This is a genomic window from Flavobacterium sp. GNP002 (assembly GCF_054343795.1).
This window is the reverse complement of record NZ_JBTGUW010000001.1, coordinates 3,146,120-3,161,240: the sequence shown is the minus strand read 5'-3', so window position 1 is coordinate 3,161,240 and position 15,121 is coordinate 3,146,120. Positions and strand designations below refer to the sequence as shown.

The following is a 15,121-nucleotide window of genomic DNA, read 5'->3' as shown; positions in this document are numbered from 1 at the left end:
CAAAATTTTATTTTTTAATCATCCGAAGCAATCAATTCTAAATCATTTATAGTAACTGGTTTAGATAGATAACCTAAAATATCTGAATATGTTTTTGATTTGTTTTTGTCGGCAGTGGCAATAGAAGAACTTACAATATATACGGTGATGTTTTTGCTGAATTTAGATTTTAGCAACCCCATTTTTTCCATAAATTCCCAACCATCCATAACTGGCATATTAATATCTAACAGGATTAAATCTGGAAGTATTTCAATATTATCTACTGTATTATGTACGGTGTCGTGCAATGCATCTATTGCTTCTTTTCCATTTTTGAAAGAAGAAATAGTTGAAAATATTTCAGATCGTTGAATGATCTTATTTATGATGATTTGATAAATAGGATCATCATCGATTACCCAGATTGCTTTTTTTGTCATTGGATATAGATTTTAAATGTAGTTCCTACATTGGGTTCACTTTCCACAGTGATATTTCCGCCCATAGCATCAATTTGATTTTTTGTAATAAATAATCCAATTCCTTTTGAATCAGCATTATTAGTGAATGTTTTATACATTCCAAAAATTTTATCAGCGTTCTTAACAAGGTCAATACCAACACCATTGTCTGAAATTTGAAGAATTTTGTTCTCATCATCATTTATCCATTTAATAATGATAATAGGTTTACGCTCCGGATGACTGTATCTGATGGAGTTCGAAATAATGTTATAAAGGATACTCTCAAGGTAAGCCGGATTATAATTTATCATCACATCATCAGGCATAATAGTGGAAATAGAAACGCCTTTTGAGTTTATTTGTTCAGAAAGTACTCTTTGAACGGTTTCTAAATAGTGTTTTAGGTTTAATGATTCTGATACAAGACCAATGTTGGTCCTTATATTGATGACTTCGTTTAAGTGAATCATTGTTTCATTTAGGGAATTAGAAACCGATTTTAATAATTGGATCATTTCATCTTTCTCTTCCTCAGATTCAGAAGATTCTATTAAAGACATAATAGATGCGATGTTACTGGTATGTGATCTTAAATTGTGTGAAACTATATAGGAAAAGTTAAGTAGTCTTTTGTTTTGTTCGGTTACTAAATTGAAAGAGTCATTTAAATCTTTCTCAGCTTCTTTAGTTGTTGTGATATCGATCATTATACCACGTAAACTTAAAGGTTGGTCATTTTTGGAAATTACATTTACAATATCTCTTAACCAAACAACAGCTCCATTTTTAGCAATCATCCGATATTCAAAATCATGATTTAAATTTTCTTTAGTTTTTGAAGTGCAATAATCGGTTGTCCATTTTCTGTCTTCTGGATGAATATGATCTACCCAAAAAGTTTTGCTCTCCAACCATTCTTCTGCGGTATATCCCAATATTTTTTCTACTTTTTGACTTATAAAATTAAAATTAAAAGTTTTAGCATCACATTCCCAAACAATTCCATCAATAGTATTAATTAAAGACTCAATTCTTTGTTGTGATTGAAGAATTATATTTTCGGATATTTTTCTTTCCGTAATATCTTCAGTGGAAACAATGATTCTTTCCAGTGTTTTTTCATAACCCCGAATTACATTCCATCTTAAATTTACGTTACGATATTCGTCGTCTTTATTTTTTATTTTAGTATCTACGATTAATTGTTTGTCACCTTGAGTTGTAGCAATTAGTTGTTTTGTAAAATCGTTAATTGAATCTTTATCGATGATTTGCGAAAGATCAGAAATTAATTCTTCTTTAGTTTTGACTTTATGTAAATTCAAACACATTGTATTCACATCAATAATTTTAACTAAAGCAATACATTCACGAACCACATCAGGATGCATTTTTAAATAAAGAGAAACGGTTTCCGGATTTTCATTGATAAGATTTAATTTTTGAAGATATTTTTTAACTTCGGAGAAATCTTGTTCCCATAAAGGGATTGGAGAATCTTCAAATAGGCTTTGGAAACGGGTTTCACTTTTTTTGATTTGTTTCTCAGCTTCTTTTTTTAAAGATATATCTTCAACAATAGAGATAAGAGAAGTAAGTTTTTCACCTTTTTTAAAGAGAGGTGATATTGATAGGTTTACCCAAACAATAGCTCCAGATTTATTGTAATATCGTTTTTCTATGTTGTATTCTTTTATTTTTCCGGAGAGTAATTGGTTTAAATTTAATAAATCAGCTGCTAAATCATCAGGATGTGTTATAGCTTGAAAATTTTTTTCTTTCATTTCTAGTTCTGAATAGCCAAGTAATTTGCAAAATTGATTGTTTATTTCTATAAAATGACCTGTAGATGAATCTACGTGAGCTATTCCTACAGCTGCCTGATCAAAAATTGCTTCAAATTTTATTTCAGAATTTAAAAGTTTTGTGGCTTGAATGTTTACCAGAGACTGCAGTTCTACTGGGATTTTTAATAAAGTATAAATCAAAACACCAAAAAGAGCTGCTAGAATTAGACCTATAATTCCAGGAATCATAATTTGGGCGTAAAAATAATTCTGATGTTTCGATATTAGGTATAATTTCCAATCGCCATCAGGAATAATTGTAGCGATGTTGTATTTTTTAGAAAAATCACTTTTGTTGGGCAAGTAAAAAATTTCCTTTTTGGTAGTTATATTTTCCTTTGAAAATTGAAAATAATATTTTGAATCATCTACAGTATTGATTCCAGAAGATCTCAATAAATCATTTAATTTAATAATAACAGAAGAAAATCCCCAAAACATATTGTTCCTATAAATAGGAAATCTTCCCACAATACCCATTCCGCCTTGTTTTAATTTTAATGGTCCTGCGAAATACATTTTTTGAGAAGCAACGGACTTTAAAGCTTCTTCTTTAAGATGAGGAGTAGTTAAGATATTCAAATTTATAGCAGCTTCATTACCCTTTATAGGATAAATATATTTTATCACTCCGTTTGGAACCAATTGAACGGCACTGATACTATTATTTGATTCCATCAATTTTTTGCCTACATAATCAAAATTTTCTGGAACGCCTTTATCATTAATGGTTAATGCTAATGTTAGTGTGGTTGTGTAGCAGTTTTTGAGGGATTGTTCTAAATTTTGATTGACAATATGAAGGATGCTATTCATCTCTCGCTGCTCATCTTCTTTTATAAGTTGATATTGTTGATATACGAGAAATCCTACGACATAGCTAAGAAATAAGAAAGTAATTAAGCCCGTTGTTTTCGGTTTGTTTAAGAACCAACTGATAAATTTAGGGTGTTTTTTATTGTCCATTTGTACTATTTGGAAGGATTGAGAAAACTCAATTTTTTATTAAATAAATGTATATAAAAATATTATAACACCATACTATTTTAGTATTATAGTTAAATTATTAATTTTTAGCTTAATAAAATATTTTATATGATTAATCATATTCATTGTGGCCTTCAAAATTATATAAAAATTAAAATTTTCGAAAAAAAGTATTATATATTAAAAAAATAACAGAAATGATAAAAGTAAATATTAAAGGGAATTAAAGCTACTATTTTGAAAATGCTAAACTCTCCAATTAAAAACAATTTAAATTTGAATAATTAACACGAACTTTGCAAGAGTTCTCAGATTTGATAGTTTAAAAAAAATGACATGGGTAGAAATAACGAAAGAAATATAAAAAAGCACAATGACAAGTTGCACAAAGCTCAGGACAAAGTAAAACAAGCGGAGATGTTGCGTAAAGAAAAACTAAAGCAAATCACCAAAAAGTTTAACGAGACTAAGGATTCAGAAAATAATTAAAGATGGAAAACAATAAATTCGCGGATCTAAAAAAAGGTGTTCAGGAAATAATTGATTTGATTGCCAGTAGAAATAGCAAAGAAGCCAATAACAAATTAGTTGATATCAGTGAAGATTTAGATGAACTTCTGGATTTTGCAGAAGAAGATGAAGATCTAATAGAAATTAGTAAGTATCAGGTACTATTGAATCAATTGCAGCAAAAAATAATTGCACTTGACGGACAATTATAAGGTGTAGCTCTTAATGATTTTTGATATAAAATGACAAAAATAAAATGCCATTGTGGTTCCGTAAAAACCTTTGATGAATGTTGTGAACCATTTATTAATGGAACTGAAAAGGCAACAACAGCTTTAGAACTAATGCGTTCCCGTTATTCGGCTTACGCTACCCATGCCGCAGAATACTTATTGGCAACAACTCATATTTCAGAGAGAAAACAGTATTCTAAATCTGAAATTCTAAAATGGGCGACTTCAAATCAATGGCTTCAACTAGAAATTATTGAGGCTACAGAAAATACAGTAGCATTCAAAGCTTATTTTTTGGACAACAAACTACAAAAACAAATTCATCATGAATTTTCTACTTTCAAACTCGAAAATGGAAGTTGGTTTTATGTTGACGGAAAATTCTTTGATTAATTTCTTTTATAATAAAATCAAGCTTATAATTAGTCTTTATGTTTTTAACTAAAAATTAGTAAACGTTTGAATAGACAACATTTTAAAATGATGTAATTTTAAAGTCTATGAAAAACGATAATAAAAAAGGATTTTATTTCAAGCAATACGAAGCCCCATTTCAATCTCCGTTTGATAAACTCTTTGGTATTTTCAAAGAATTAATCACGCATACTTCTGGAGACTTTGATGAAGCTATCGACTGGTTGCGAGAATTGGATAAAGAATATAAACTCACCGATGAACACTACACCATTGATGATTTTATCGAAGATTTAAAGAAAAAAGGCTACATCCGAGATGAACTCAAAGACGATGGAACTTCGGGAATTGGTATAACAGCCAAAACCGAACGCGCTATTCGGCAACAAGCTTTAGACAACATTTTTGGCAACTTAAAACGTTCTGGAAGTGGCAATCACAAAACAAAACATTCTGGAAACGGTGATGAACACACCGGCGAATTTCGCGAATTTCATTTTGGTGATGGACTCGAACGAATTTCGTTGACCGAAAGTTTGCGGAACGCTCAAATCAATAATGGAGTAGCAGATTTTATGTTGACCGAAAATGATTTGGTAGTTGAAGAAACACAGTACAAATCCCAAATGAGTACGGTTTTGATGATTGACATTAGCCACAGCATGATTTTGTATGGTGAAGATAGAATTACACCGGCGAAAAAAGTAGCAATGGCTCTGGCTGAGTTGATTACGACACGTTATCCAAAAGATACTTTAGATATTCTGGTTTTTGGAAATGATGCTTGGACAATCGCAATTCGAGATTTACCGTATTTGAAAGTCGGTCCGTTTCACACTAATACGGTTGCGGGTTTGCAGTTGGCGATGGATTTACTCCGCCGAAAACGTAATACCAATAAACAAATTTTCATGATTACTGATGGAAAGCCAAGTTGTGTACGCGAAAAAGATGGTTCCTATTACATGAACAGTAATGGACTGGACGAATATATTGTGGATAAATGCTACACTCAAGCGCAACAAGCCCGCAAATTGCACATTCCAATAACGACTTTTATGATTGCCAGTGATCCGTATTTGCAGCAATTTGTCAACCGTTTTACCGAAGCTAATCAAGGAAAAGCGTTTTACACCGGATTGAAAGGTTTGGGCGAGATGATTTTTCAAGATTACGAAGCAAATCGTAAAAAAAGGATAAAATAGCAGTCAATTTATTGTCTCAGCGGAGACTAGAATAAATAATAATTTCAATAGCAATTATAATAGTAATATGAAAATAGAAAATATAAAAACACTCGGAGAATTAAAAAAATCAGGTTACGAAAGTAAAAGCATTAAAGATGAATTGCGTTCCAACCTTAGAGAAAAAATAAAATCGGGAAAACCAACATTTGAAGGTGTTCACGGTTTTGAGAATACCGTAATCCCAGAATTGGAACGTGCTATTTTGTCGCGTCACAACATCAATTTATTAGGACTTCGCGGTCAAGCCAAAACCAGACTGGCGCGAAAAATGATTGAATTGTTAGACGAGTACATTCCGTTTGTGACTGGTTCAGAGATTAATGATGATCCTTTAAAACCAATTTCGCGTTTTGCTAAAGATATAATAGAAACTAAAGGCGATGAAACTCCAATTTCCTGGTTGCACAGAAGCGATCGTTTTTTTGAAAAATTAGCCACGCCAGATGTTACCGTTGCGGATTTGATAGGTGATGTAGATCCTATAAAGGCTGCAAATTTGAAACTGTCTTATGCGGATGATCGTGTGATTCATTTTGGGATGATTCCAAGAGCAAATCGTTGTATTTTTGTCATTAATGAATTACCGGATTTACAGGCTAGAATCCAAGTAGCATTATTTAATATTCTACAAGAAGGTGATATACAAATTCGTGGTTTCAAGTTGAGAATGCCGCTCGATATGCAATTTGTTTTCACTGCAAATCCAGAGGATTATACGAATCGTGGTAGTATTGTAACGCCATTAAAAGACAGAATTGGTTCGCAAATTTTGACGCATTATCCGGATACGATAAAAATTGCGAGAACAATTACAGAACAAGAAGCTAAACTGGATGCGACACAAAACGATATGGTTTATGTACCTTCATTAGCAAGGGATTTATTGGAACAAATTAGTTTTGAGGCAAGAGAAAGCGAATATATTGATAACAAAAGTGGTGTAAGTGCCAGATTGAGTATCACGGCTTTTGAGAATTTATTAAGTACCGCAGAAAGAAGAGCGTTGAAATCTGGACAAGATAAAACTAGTTTGCGTTTGTCTGATTTTATGGGAATTATTCCTGCCATTACTGGAAAAGTCGAATTGGTTTATGAAGGAGAGCAGGAGGGAGCCGCCGCTGTAGCGCAACATTTATTAGGAGATGCGATTCATACTTTTTTCCCGGCTTATTTTCCAAAAATTGAAAAACTTGAAAAACAAGATGAAAAAACGCCTTACACGGATATCATTGAATGGTTTTTTGCTGAAAGTGGATTCGAATTATTAGACGATTGTTCTGATGAGGAATATGAAAGAATACTAGGAAGTATTGTGCCTCTTGAAGTTTTAATCAAGAAATACCAACCACAATTGGAAAAAGAAGACAAGTTTTTTATGAAAGAATTTATTCTTTGGGGATTGGTAGAATACAAGAAACTGAGTAAAGACAGGTTCTCGGAAGGTTACCAGTTCAAGGATATTTATGGAAGTTTTATCAGTAAATTATAAATAACAAAAGGGTTTAGATTGATTTCTAAACCCTTTTTTCTTGTTTGTTATAGCTATTAAAATAAGGAATTATGAACTAATAATTTTATTTATTTCATAATCAGTCTCTAACGGTTTTTATTAGTCTACCTTGTCCCGTTGGCCGTCTAAGCAGTCAACAAAAACTGACATGGAAAATAGCTTTGAGGCTTTGATTGCTACTTATATTGAAAATAAGGTAGGTATATCCGAACATTTTTTGAGTACAAATTTGGCCAATAATCTAAAACAAAATTTGATTGCTTTAAACCAACAGAGTTTGTTGACAGAAGCGGGAACAGGTAACTCAGAAGCTATTTCTTACGATAGTGCTGTGCGAAGTGATTCTATTTATTGGTTGGATAAAAAACACAACAACGCATTCGAAAATGAATTTTTTGCTCAAATTGAAGCCTTTATTATTTATTTGAATCAAAGTTGTTATGCAGGAATAACGGGTTATGAATTTCATTATTCGTTGTATGAATCGGGTGATTTTTATTTAAAGCATTTGGATCAGTTCAAGAATAATCCCAGCCGAAAATACTCTATGATTAGTTATTTGAACAGCAATTGGCAAGAAAGCGACGGTGGCGAATTATTGATTCATCAACTAGATAACAATCAGAAAATTGCTCCTACACAAGGGAAAACTGTTTTCTTTAAAAGTGACGAGTTGGTTCACGAAGTCTTGGTAACGCAAAATACCAGAATGAGCATTACAGGATGGTTGAAGAGTGATTAATTTTACTGCCTTTAAAAATTAATAAAAAAGAAGTCTATTTAAGGTTTATAAATATTTGATTTTAGGTTAATATCAAAAAGAGTATCGCTAGAATCAAAGTGTTAATTATTCAGTTACACACTCTACAGCTGAGAATTTAAACTTTACACTTTCAAAATCTATAGGTGAGTCTTTGACAAAATAAGTGGCTCCCATGGTTGTTTGCATTTTTCCATTGCCTAAAATAAGTTGGTCACCTCGCTTTAAAAATGCCATTGGGTTTTTAAATGTTACTTTTTTATTATCGCCCTGAATGAAGGTGTAGCTGGCAAATAATGTATCTCCACTGAATTCTCCAGCGATTTTCCCAACTTTTTTTTCTGTATTGAAAAATTTCATTACCATATCCCCGGTTATTTTTCCATTTTTTAAAGTATTCATTTTTAATTCAATAGTATCTTGCTCATATAGCGCTTTAAAGCATTGGACACTTATTGGTTTTTCAGCTTGGATTTGTTTAGCCTTATCGACTTCTTCGTTTTGATTTTTTTTACAACTTTGGAATCCTATACAAGCAAATAATAGACTAAAAAGAAGAGAAGTTTTCATAGTATAAATTTTATAGTTATTAATTATCACTAATATAGTCAAAATAATGCTTTATATTTAAAATTATTTTTTGAATTTACTTTCTTATACAGAAAATAACTTTCTTTACTTTAATGGAGTTTTAAACTTCAATGGTACAATTATGGTACAATTTAAAGCAAACTATCGCAAAACAAAACAAAGTATCCTTGTCAAGATAACATAACTCATGGGAGTTGTTGAAAAAAATAGTTATAAACTTTGAATGTTAATTGTATTACTAATATAGAAAAAAACTAATTTCAATCTATTACAAAGAATTTCTAATGAGTAAAGCGCTTTTGTTTTCTATTTGTTCTTTTTTTCCTTTCAAAATCATTTGGGATAAAATCTTTCCCATGGCCACAAAATTTGTCGAAATGGTTGTTATTCCGTTTTCTACCACTTTTTTCAATGGGGTTTCGTTGTAGGAGATAATTCCGTAATCGTTCCCCAATTTCAAATTTTGAAGTTTTGATTTTTCTATGACGGCCACCAAATCCCTGTCGTTCGGAATAATGTACACTTCGCCAATTGTGATTTCTCTATCGCCAAATTCCGTAATTACCTGATATTCGAAAGAGAAATCGTGACAGAAATTGATAAAGCCTTCCTTCATTCCTAACGGTTCGCGAAATCCAGGAAAAATCAAGATCAGTTTCTCATATTTATTTAAATGGGATTTGCCTTTTACCAGCGCTTCATAAATGTCTTTCTTGTGGTTTTGATAGACCGCAGGGAAGGATTCCAATTCGGGATTAGTTTGATCCAATATAAACACCTCGTTTACCGGTAGGGTTTTAATGATTGAAGCGGCATCGGCTAAATTGGTTGGCATTATAATGTATTTGGTGTAGTTGCCGTTGCTTTCCGTAATTAATTTTCTAAACATTTCGATGTTAAAGTGGTGAAAATAAATGTCTACCTGAACATCCTTTCTGGTGTTCTTTAAAAACGAATTGTAAATATCTTCTTTGAAACTGTTCAATTCATCAAACAACAGGAATATTTTTTGTTTTATGGTTACCTCTACGCTCTTTACGTAATAGCCCTTGCCAAGAATGGCATAGATGATGCCTCTTTTTTTCAACTCCTCATACGCTTGTAAAACGGTGTCTCGAGATAATGAAAATTCCAAACAGAGTTTGTTTATCGAGGGAAGTCGCTCCCCTTTTATCAGTTTTTCATTTTCAATAGCCTTCTCGATTGATAAAACAATTTGCCTATATTTGGGTATGCCAAGATTATTTTGAATAGAAATGATTTTCATAAATAAGAAATGATTTTTGTGCAAGTTACAAAAAACTGGTAGGTACTGGTATATTTTTTTTGAAATTTAGTATAATTTTGAATTTCATTTTTCTTAATAAAACAATGAAAATAAAACAAGAATCCCATTTTATTACCAATTCCGAAACAAAATTATTTGGTTTAATGCCGGATGGCGAAGCAATTTTCGCTTACCAAATTTCCAATAAAAACGGAATCAAATTAGAAGTTATCAATTATGGCGCTACGGTTAGTTCGTTAAAAATTCCTCTGAAAAATGGCGGAGTTGTAGATGTCGTTTTGGGCTTTGACAATTTAGAAGCCTACCTAAAATCATTCGATTTAGAAAGTGCACCTTATCTGGGAGCAACTGCCGGAAGATTTGCCGGAAGAATTGGCGATGGGACTTTTAGCTTAAATGATAAAATATTCCATCTTAATAAAAACAACAATAAGCATTCGCTTCACGGAGGTACTATTGGCTTTAGCCAAGTAGTTTGGAAGGCGAAAAACGTAAATTATGGAGAAAATCCATCCATAACCTTGACCTATCTTAGCCCAGATGGGGAAGAAAATTACCCGGGAAATCTGTCTGTGGAATTAATTTATACCTTGTCTGAGGAGAACGAGTTGATTATTGAATATAGCGCAACAACGACAGCAGATACTATTGTGAATTTGACACATCACAGTTATTTTAATCTCAACGGACACCATTCGGAGGTGTTGAGCCAGGAAATGGCAGTTAGCTCCGATAAAGTATTGGAGAAAACAACAGAGAATATTCCAACGGGCGTGTTTTTGGATTTGGCCGATTCTCCTTTTGATTTTTCATTACCCAAAAAATGCCCCGCCACAATTGACACCACTTTTGTTTTAAATAAAGAAAACGACGTGGTGGCATCACTTTTTAGCCCAGAAAACAAGCTGAAAATGACTGTTTATACGGATCAACCTGCGGTTCATATTTATGTTGGAGGGAATTGCGGAACTATACTCGGGAAAGAAAAAGTGTTGTACCATTCGTCGAGTGGAATCTGTTTTGAAACACAAAATTTCCCAGACGCTCCTAATCAAGCGCATTTCCCGGATGCAGTCCTAAAAACAGGAGAAACGTATTGTCATAAGACCAGATATAAATTTGAAATTTCTTAAAAAAAGAATGCTCTTACAATTACTAAATAATGAATGATATTTTAATACAAAAAACGATAAGTCATTTTCAAGAAAAATTTGGTTTGGCTCCAGAAAAAGTAGTGCTGTCTCCAGGGAGAATCAATATTATTGGGGAACATATCGATTATAATGACGGTTATGTTTTGCCTGCGGCTATCGACAAAATTATCTGTTTTGCTTTCGAAAAAAACAACTCTAACCAATCCAGAATAATCGCGGTAGATCTTGATGATGAGTTTGAAATAGATCTTGCAGCTGTTGTTGAGTTGAATGAAAAGGTTTGGACAAATTATCTCCGTGGTGTTATCAACCAGTTGAAAATTAATGGGTTTGTTTTTGAAGGTTTTAATTGCGTTTTTAGCAGCAATATTCCCGTTGGTTCTGGATTGTCCTCATCGGCAGCCTTAGAATGTGGTTTTTTATATGGCATAAACGAACTGTTCCATTTGAATATAAAATCAATTGATATTGCCTTGATGGGGCAAAAATCGGAGCATTGGGTGGGAATCAATTGCGGTATAATGGATCAGTTTTCGAGTGTTTTGGGACGAGAAAACAAAGTGATAAAAATCGATTGCCGAACGTTGGAATTCGAATACCACGATGCAGATTTCAAGGATTATTCCCTGATCTTATTTGACAGCAATGTGAAGCATTCTTTGTTTACTTCGGCTTACAACAAAAGGAGGGAAGAGTGCGAAGAAGGACTTGCGATTATCAAAAGCAATTTCCCTGAGGTTGGCAGTTTTAGGGACTGTAACGAAAGTCAGGTTTTGAGTGTGAAAGACCAGATGAGTGAAGAGGTCTTCAAAAGAAGCCATTTTGTGGTACAAGAAATTGGTCGTGTTGCCAAAGCCTGTGAAGCGCTGGATAATGGAAAAATTGAAGTTTTAGGGCAGCTTATGTTCGAAACGCATCAAGGATTATCTAAAGAATATGAAGTGAGTTGTGATGAATTGGATTTTCTGGTTGACGCTGTTAAGAATGAAGAGGCCGTGATTGGATCCCGACTAATGGGAGGCGGTTTTGGCGGTTGCACCATTAATTTGGTAAAAAAGGGACATGAAGAGGATCTCAAAAATAGACTTTCGAAACTGTACCGTTGTGCATTTGGAATAGAATTAAAAAATTATGATGTAAAAATCGGAAACGGGACATCACTTTATATCCTATAATTAAAAATGAAAAATTTCGATATCAACGAAGATCCGCACAGACGCTACAATCCATTAATCAACGAATGGGTTTTGGTTTCTCCGCATCGTGCCAAACGACCTTGGCAAGGCCAAAACGAAACGGTAGCTTCTGACGCATTGCCTGAATATGACCCCACTTGTTATTTGTGTCCAGGAAATATTCGGGCCAATGGCATGACGAATCCTGAGTATGAAAATAGTTTTGTTTTCGAAAATGATTTCGCCGCGCTAAAGACGGAGGAAATTCTTTTTGAGGACAGTATTAAGGAGACTTTTTTCAAAGCACAACCAGAGAGAGGGATTTCAAGAGTGGTTTGCTTTTCGCCAAAGCACAACCTTACGTTGCCCGAAATGACGGTAGATGGCATTAAGAATATAATCCAGACTTGGCAAAAAGAATACATTGATTTAGGCAAGATTGATTATATCAATTATGTCCAGATTTTTGAAAATAAAGGTAGCGTCATGGGATGTAGCAATCCACATCCGCACGGTCAAATTTGGGCGCAATCGTCCTTGCCTACCGAAGTAGAGAAAACGCAAAACAACCTGAAAACCTATTACGATTTACACCAAAGCAATCTGTTGCAGGATTATTTGCAAGAGGAATTAAAGCTGGATGAACGAATTGTTATCGAGAACGATCATTTTGTGGCGCTCGTTCCTTTTTGGGCTATTTGGCCTTACGAGGCGATGATCATCAGTAAGCGCCATTTTGGGAAAATTACCGATTTCACTTTGGACGAAACAACTGCTTTCTCAACGATTTTGAAACAATTGACTACTAAATACGATAATCTTTTCGAGACATCATTCCCGTATTCGTCAGGAATTCACCAAACTCCAACCGATGGGGAATCGCATCCGGAATGGCAATTTCATATGCACTTTTATCCGCCTTTGTTGCGTTCTGCCACGGTAAAAAAATTCATGGTGGGTTACGAAATGCTTGGCGAATCACAAAGGGATATTACCCCCGAGAAGAGTGCTTCGATATTGAAAGCGATTTCAGATACGCATTATAAAAACAAATAAATCAATTAACTTTTAAACCGAAATTATGCATAAAACATTGTCAACCAATGATTATATTGTTTTTTTTCTCTATTTCATAACCATTGTTGGTTATGGATTGTGGATTTACAACCGAAAAAAGAAAGAGCAAGCCAGTAGTAAAGAATATTTTCTTGCTGAAGGCTCGCTAACATGGTGGGCAATTGGCGCCTCTTTGATTGCCAGTAATATTAGTGCCGAGCAATTTATAGGAATGAGTGGGAGTGGTTTTAAATTAGGACTGGCCATTGCAACTTATGAATGGATGGCAGCATTAACCTTGGTTTTTGTAGCAATATTTTTTATGCCGGTGTACCTGAAAAATAAAATTTCGACCATGCCACAATACTTAAACCAGCGTTACAATGGTAATGTTGCTATGATTATGGCTGTTTTCTGGTTGTTACTTTACGTATTGGTCAATTTAACATCTATTCTCTATTTAGGTGCACTTGCCGTGAGTAGTATTTCAGGTTTAAACATCACCCTTTGTATGGTTTTTTTGGCTCTTTTTGCTGTGATGATTACCCTTGGAGGAATGAAAGTAATTGGGTATACTGATGTTGTTCAAGTGTTTTTCTTGATTTTAGGAGGTCTGGCAACTACTTATTTGGCACTTAATTTGGTTTCTGAAAAATTCGGAACTACTGGAGTGATCAACGGATTTAATTTAATGACTGAAAAAGCCGATGGACATTTTCACATGATTTTTGATAAATCAAATCCGAATTATATGGATCTTCCCGGATTATCCGTATTAATAGGAGGGATGTTAATTATGAATTTTAATTACTGGGGTTGTAATCAGTATATAACACAGCGAGCTCTTGGAGCAGATTTAAAAACGGCCAGAAGTGGTATTTTGTTTGCTGCATTCTTAAAATTATTAATGCCAATTATTGTAGTATTACCGGGTATTGCTGCTTATGTTCTTTATCAAAATGGAAGTTTTCAGACAGAATTATTACAAGATGGAAGCTTGAATCCTGATCGTGCTTATCCAGTATTGTTGAATTTGTTACCTACAGGATTAAAAGGGCTTTCATTTGCCGCTTTGACCGCGGCTATTGTTGCTTCATTGGCAGGAAAAGCGAATAGTATCGCTACTATTTTTACTTTAGATGTTTATAAGAAAAAATTAAACGTTGAAGCAAGTGAACAAAAATTAGTAAACATTGGGAAAATGACCATTATTGCGGCTATGATTATTGCCGTTATTGTAGCTCCCTTTTTAGGAATTGACAAAAAAGGAGGTTTTCAATACATTCAAGAATATACCGGTTTTGTAAGTCCTGGTGTTTTTGCCATGTTTATTTTAGGATTCTTTTGGAAAAAAACTACATCTAATGCAGCCATGTTTGCTATGATTGGCGGTTTCTTAATGTCGATAGTGTTCAAATTCATGCCTCATATTGTTGATTTGTCATTTCTAAATGGCATGGGCTTTTCAGTGCCAAATGCAGAAGGTGTTTATGAAATTCCATTCATGGATCGTATGGGATTTGTGTTTTTGATATGTGTCATTGGAATGTATGTGATAAGTATTTATGAAACACAAAGAGGCGTTAAAACAAATGGCTTGGATGTCGATAAATCTATGTTTAAAGTTTCGCCAGGATTTACTGTAGGGTCTTTGATTGTAGTTGCTGTCCTAGCTGCTTTGTATACTTTTTTCTGGTAAGAAATAATTTTACGCAGGTGGGATTTTTTTTAATAGAAGTATTACGTTTCTTTTTTTGTCATTTTTTTAATAAAAAAGGATTGGTTTGTAATGTCCCGCATCACATCTCAAATTTATTTTTGGATTACAAAAACGGCATAGCTTATAGTGTTTATCTTTTGCGGGGTAAATAATATAAACTATGTCGTTTTGATTTTTGCAATA

14 protein-coding genes are annotated in these 15,121 nt (G+C 33.5%); 10 read left to right on the top strand and 4 right to left on the bottom strand.

The annotated features are described in order from the left end of the window. Positions 1 to 14: 14 nt before the first annotated feature. Both ACXX80_RS13670 and ACXX80_RS13665 read right to left on the bottom strand, forming a co-directional pair. Positions 15 to 422: a response regulator gene (locus ACXX80_RS13670; protein WP_458553671.1), complete on the bottom strand. Its 408-nt coding sequence runs from the start codon at positions 420 to 422 to the stop codon at positions 15 to 17. After that, complete coding sequence (locus tag ACXX80_RS13665; protein WP_458553670.1) at positions 419 to 3,259, bottom strand: PAS domain S-box protein; 2,841 nt, start codon at positions 3,257 to 3,259, stop codon at positions 419 to 421. The genes ACXX80_RS13670 and ACXX80_RS13665 overlap by 4 nt, the downstream gene beginning before the upstream one ends. 357 nt (positions 3,260 to 3,616) lie before the next feature. Here ACXX80_RS13665 and ACXX80_RS13660 point away from each other — a divergent pair, with 357 nt between their 5' ends. The 6 genes from ACXX80_RS13660 (at position 3,617) to ACXX80_RS13635 (ending at position 7,936) form a co-directional block, all read left to right on the top strand. Continuing rightward, on the top strand, positions 3,617 to 3,769 hold the full coding sequence (locus ACXX80_RS13660; RefSeq protein ID WP_099715352.1) for a hypothetical protein: 153 nt from the start codon (positions 3,617 to 3,619) through the stop codon (positions 3,767 to 3,769). Positions 3,770 to 3,771: 2 nt separating this feature from the next. Continuing rightward, complete coding sequence (locus ACXX80_RS13655; protein WP_458553669.1) at positions 3,772 to 4,002, top strand: hypothetical protein; 231 nt, start codon at positions 3,772 to 3,774, stop codon at positions 4,000 to 4,002. A 30-nt stretch (positions 4,003 to 4,032) separates the two neighbouring features. Then, entirely contained in the window at positions 4,033 to 4,416 is a 384-nt protein-coding gene (locus ACXX80_RS13650) for a YchJ family protein (protein WP_458553668.1), read from the top strand. 107 nt (positions 4,417 to 4,523) lie between these two features. Then, entirely contained in the window at positions 4,524 to 5,642 is a 1,119-nt protein-coding gene (locus ACXX80_RS13645) for a vWA domain-containing protein (RefSeq protein ID WP_315177074.1), read from the top strand. A gap of 67 nt (positions 5,643 to 5,709) precedes the next feature. Then, positions 5,710 to 7,173 carry an AAA family ATPase gene (locus ACXX80_RS13640; RefSeq protein WP_458553667.1) on the top strand — a complete coding sequence of 488 codons (1,464 nt, stop codon included), beginning with the start codon at positions 5,710 to 5,712 and terminating at the stop codon, positions 7,171 to 7,173. 169 nt (positions 7,174 to 7,342) lie between these two features. After that, the gene (locus ACXX80_RS13635) at positions 7,343 to 7,936 is read left to right on the top strand and encodes a 2OG-Fe(II) oxygenase (RefSeq protein ID WP_458553666.1); all 594 of its coding nucleotides are present in this window, start codon (positions 7,343 to 7,345) and stop codon (positions 7,934 to 7,936) included. Between the two features lie 105 nt (positions 7,937 to 8,041). Here the strand turns inward: ACXX80_RS13635 and ACXX80_RS13630 are convergent, their stop codons facing one another. Both ACXX80_RS13630 and ACXX80_RS13625 read right to left on the bottom strand, forming a co-directional pair. Beyond that, on the bottom strand, positions 8,042 to 8,524 hold the full coding sequence (locus ACXX80_RS13630; RefSeq protein WP_417951714.1) for a hypothetical protein: 483 nt from the start codon (positions 8,522 to 8,524) through the stop codon (positions 8,042 to 8,044). A 289-nt stretch (positions 8,525 to 8,813) separates the two neighbouring features. Then, positions 8,814 to 9,812 carry a GntR family transcriptional regulator gene (locus ACXX80_RS13625; RefSeq protein ID WP_458553665.1) on the bottom strand — a complete coding sequence of 333 codons (999 nt, stop codon included), beginning with the start codon at positions 9,810 to 9,812 and terminating at the stop codon, positions 8,814 to 8,816. Positions 9,813 to 9,916: 104 nt separating this feature from the next. Here ACXX80_RS13625 and ACXX80_RS13620 point away from each other — a divergent pair, with 104 nt between their 5' ends. The 4 genes from ACXX80_RS13620 to ACXX80_RS13605 are packed head-to-tail and all read left to right on the top strand — an operon-like array spanning position 9,917 to position 14,917. Continuing rightward, the gene (locus ACXX80_RS13620) at positions 9,917 to 10,966 is read left to right on the top strand and encodes an aldose epimerase family protein (protein ID WP_458553664.1); all 1,050 of its coding nucleotides are present in this window, start codon (positions 9,917 to 9,919) and stop codon (positions 10,964 to 10,966) included. Between the two features lie 29 nt (positions 10,967 to 10,995). Further along, entirely contained in the window at positions 10,996 to 12,162 is a 1,167-nt protein-coding gene (gene galK, locus ACXX80_RS13615; RefSeq protein WP_458553663.1) for a galactokinase, read from the top strand. A 6-nt stretch (positions 12,163 to 12,168) separates the two neighbouring features. After that, positions 12,169 to 13,218: a UDP-glucose--hexose-1-phosphate uridylyltransferase gene (locus ACXX80_RS13610; RefSeq protein ID WP_458553662.1), complete on the top strand. Its 1,050-nt coding sequence runs from the start codon at positions 12,169 to 12,171 to the stop codon at positions 13,216 to 13,218. Positions 13,219 to 13,243: 25 nt separating this feature from the next. Continuing rightward, positions 13,244 to 14,917, top strand: a complete 1,674-nt coding sequence (locus ACXX80_RS13605) for a sodium/sugar symporter (protein ID WP_458553661.1) — start codon at positions 13,244 to 13,246, stop codon at positions 14,915 to 14,917. Positions 14,918 to 15,121: the final 204 nt, after the last annotated feature.

Bases quoted from the DNA above. Each gene is read 5' to 3' on its own strand.
- ACXX80_RS13640 (WP_458553667.1), top strand. From the start codon at position 5,710: ATGAAAATAGAAAATATAAAAACACTCGGAGAATTAAAAAAATCAGGT.
- ACXX80_RS13620 (WP_458553664.1), top strand. From the start codon at position 9,917: ATGAAAATAAAACAAGAATCCCATTTTATTACCAATTCCGAAACAAAA.
- ACXX80_RS13655 (WP_458553669.1), top strand. From the start codon at position 3,772: ATGGAAAACAATAAATTCGCGGATCTAAAAAAAGGTGTTCAGGAAATA.
- ACXX80_RS13650 (WP_458553668.1), top strand. From the start codon at position 4,033: ATGACAAAAATAAAATGCCATTGTGGTTCCGTAAAAACCTTTGATGAA.
- ACXX80_RS13665 (WP_458553670.1), bottom strand. From the start codon at position 3,259: ATGGACAATAAAAAACACCCTAAATTTATCAGTTGGTTCTTAAACAAA.
- ACXX80_RS13625 (WP_458553665.1), bottom strand. From the start codon at position 9,812: ATGAAAATCATTTCTATTCAAAATAATCTTGGCATACCCAAATATAGG.
- ACXX80_RS13605 (WP_458553661.1), top strand. From the start codon at position 13,244: ATGCATAAAACATTGTCAACCAATGATTATATTGTTTTTTTTCTCTAT.
- ACXX80_RS13645 (WP_315177074.1), top strand. From the start codon at position 4,524: ATGAAAAACGATAATAAAAAAGGATTTTATTTCAAGCAATACGAAGCC.
- ACXX80_RS13635 (WP_458553666.1), top strand. From the start codon at position 7,343: ATGGAAAATAGCTTTGAGGCTTTGATTGCTACTTATATTGAAAATAAG.
- ACXX80_RS13660 (WP_099715352.1), top strand. From the start codon at position 3,617: ATGGGTAGAAATAACGAAAGAAATATAAAAAAGCACAATGACAAGTTG.
- ACXX80_RS13610 (WP_458553662.1), top strand. From the start codon at position 12,169: ATGAAAAATTTCGATATCAACGAAGATCCGCACAGACGCTACAATCCA.
- ACXX80_RS13630 (WP_417951714.1), bottom strand. From the start codon at position 8,524: ATGAAAACTTCTCTTCTTTTTAGTCTATTATTTGCTTGTATAGGATTC.
- galK (WP_458553663.1), top strand. From the start codon at position 10,996: ATGAATGATATTTTAATACAAAAAACGATAAGTCATTTTCAAGAAAAA.
- ACXX80_RS13670 (WP_458553671.1), bottom strand. From the start codon at position 422: ATGACAAAAAAAGCAATCTGGGTAATCGATGATGATCCTATTTATCAA.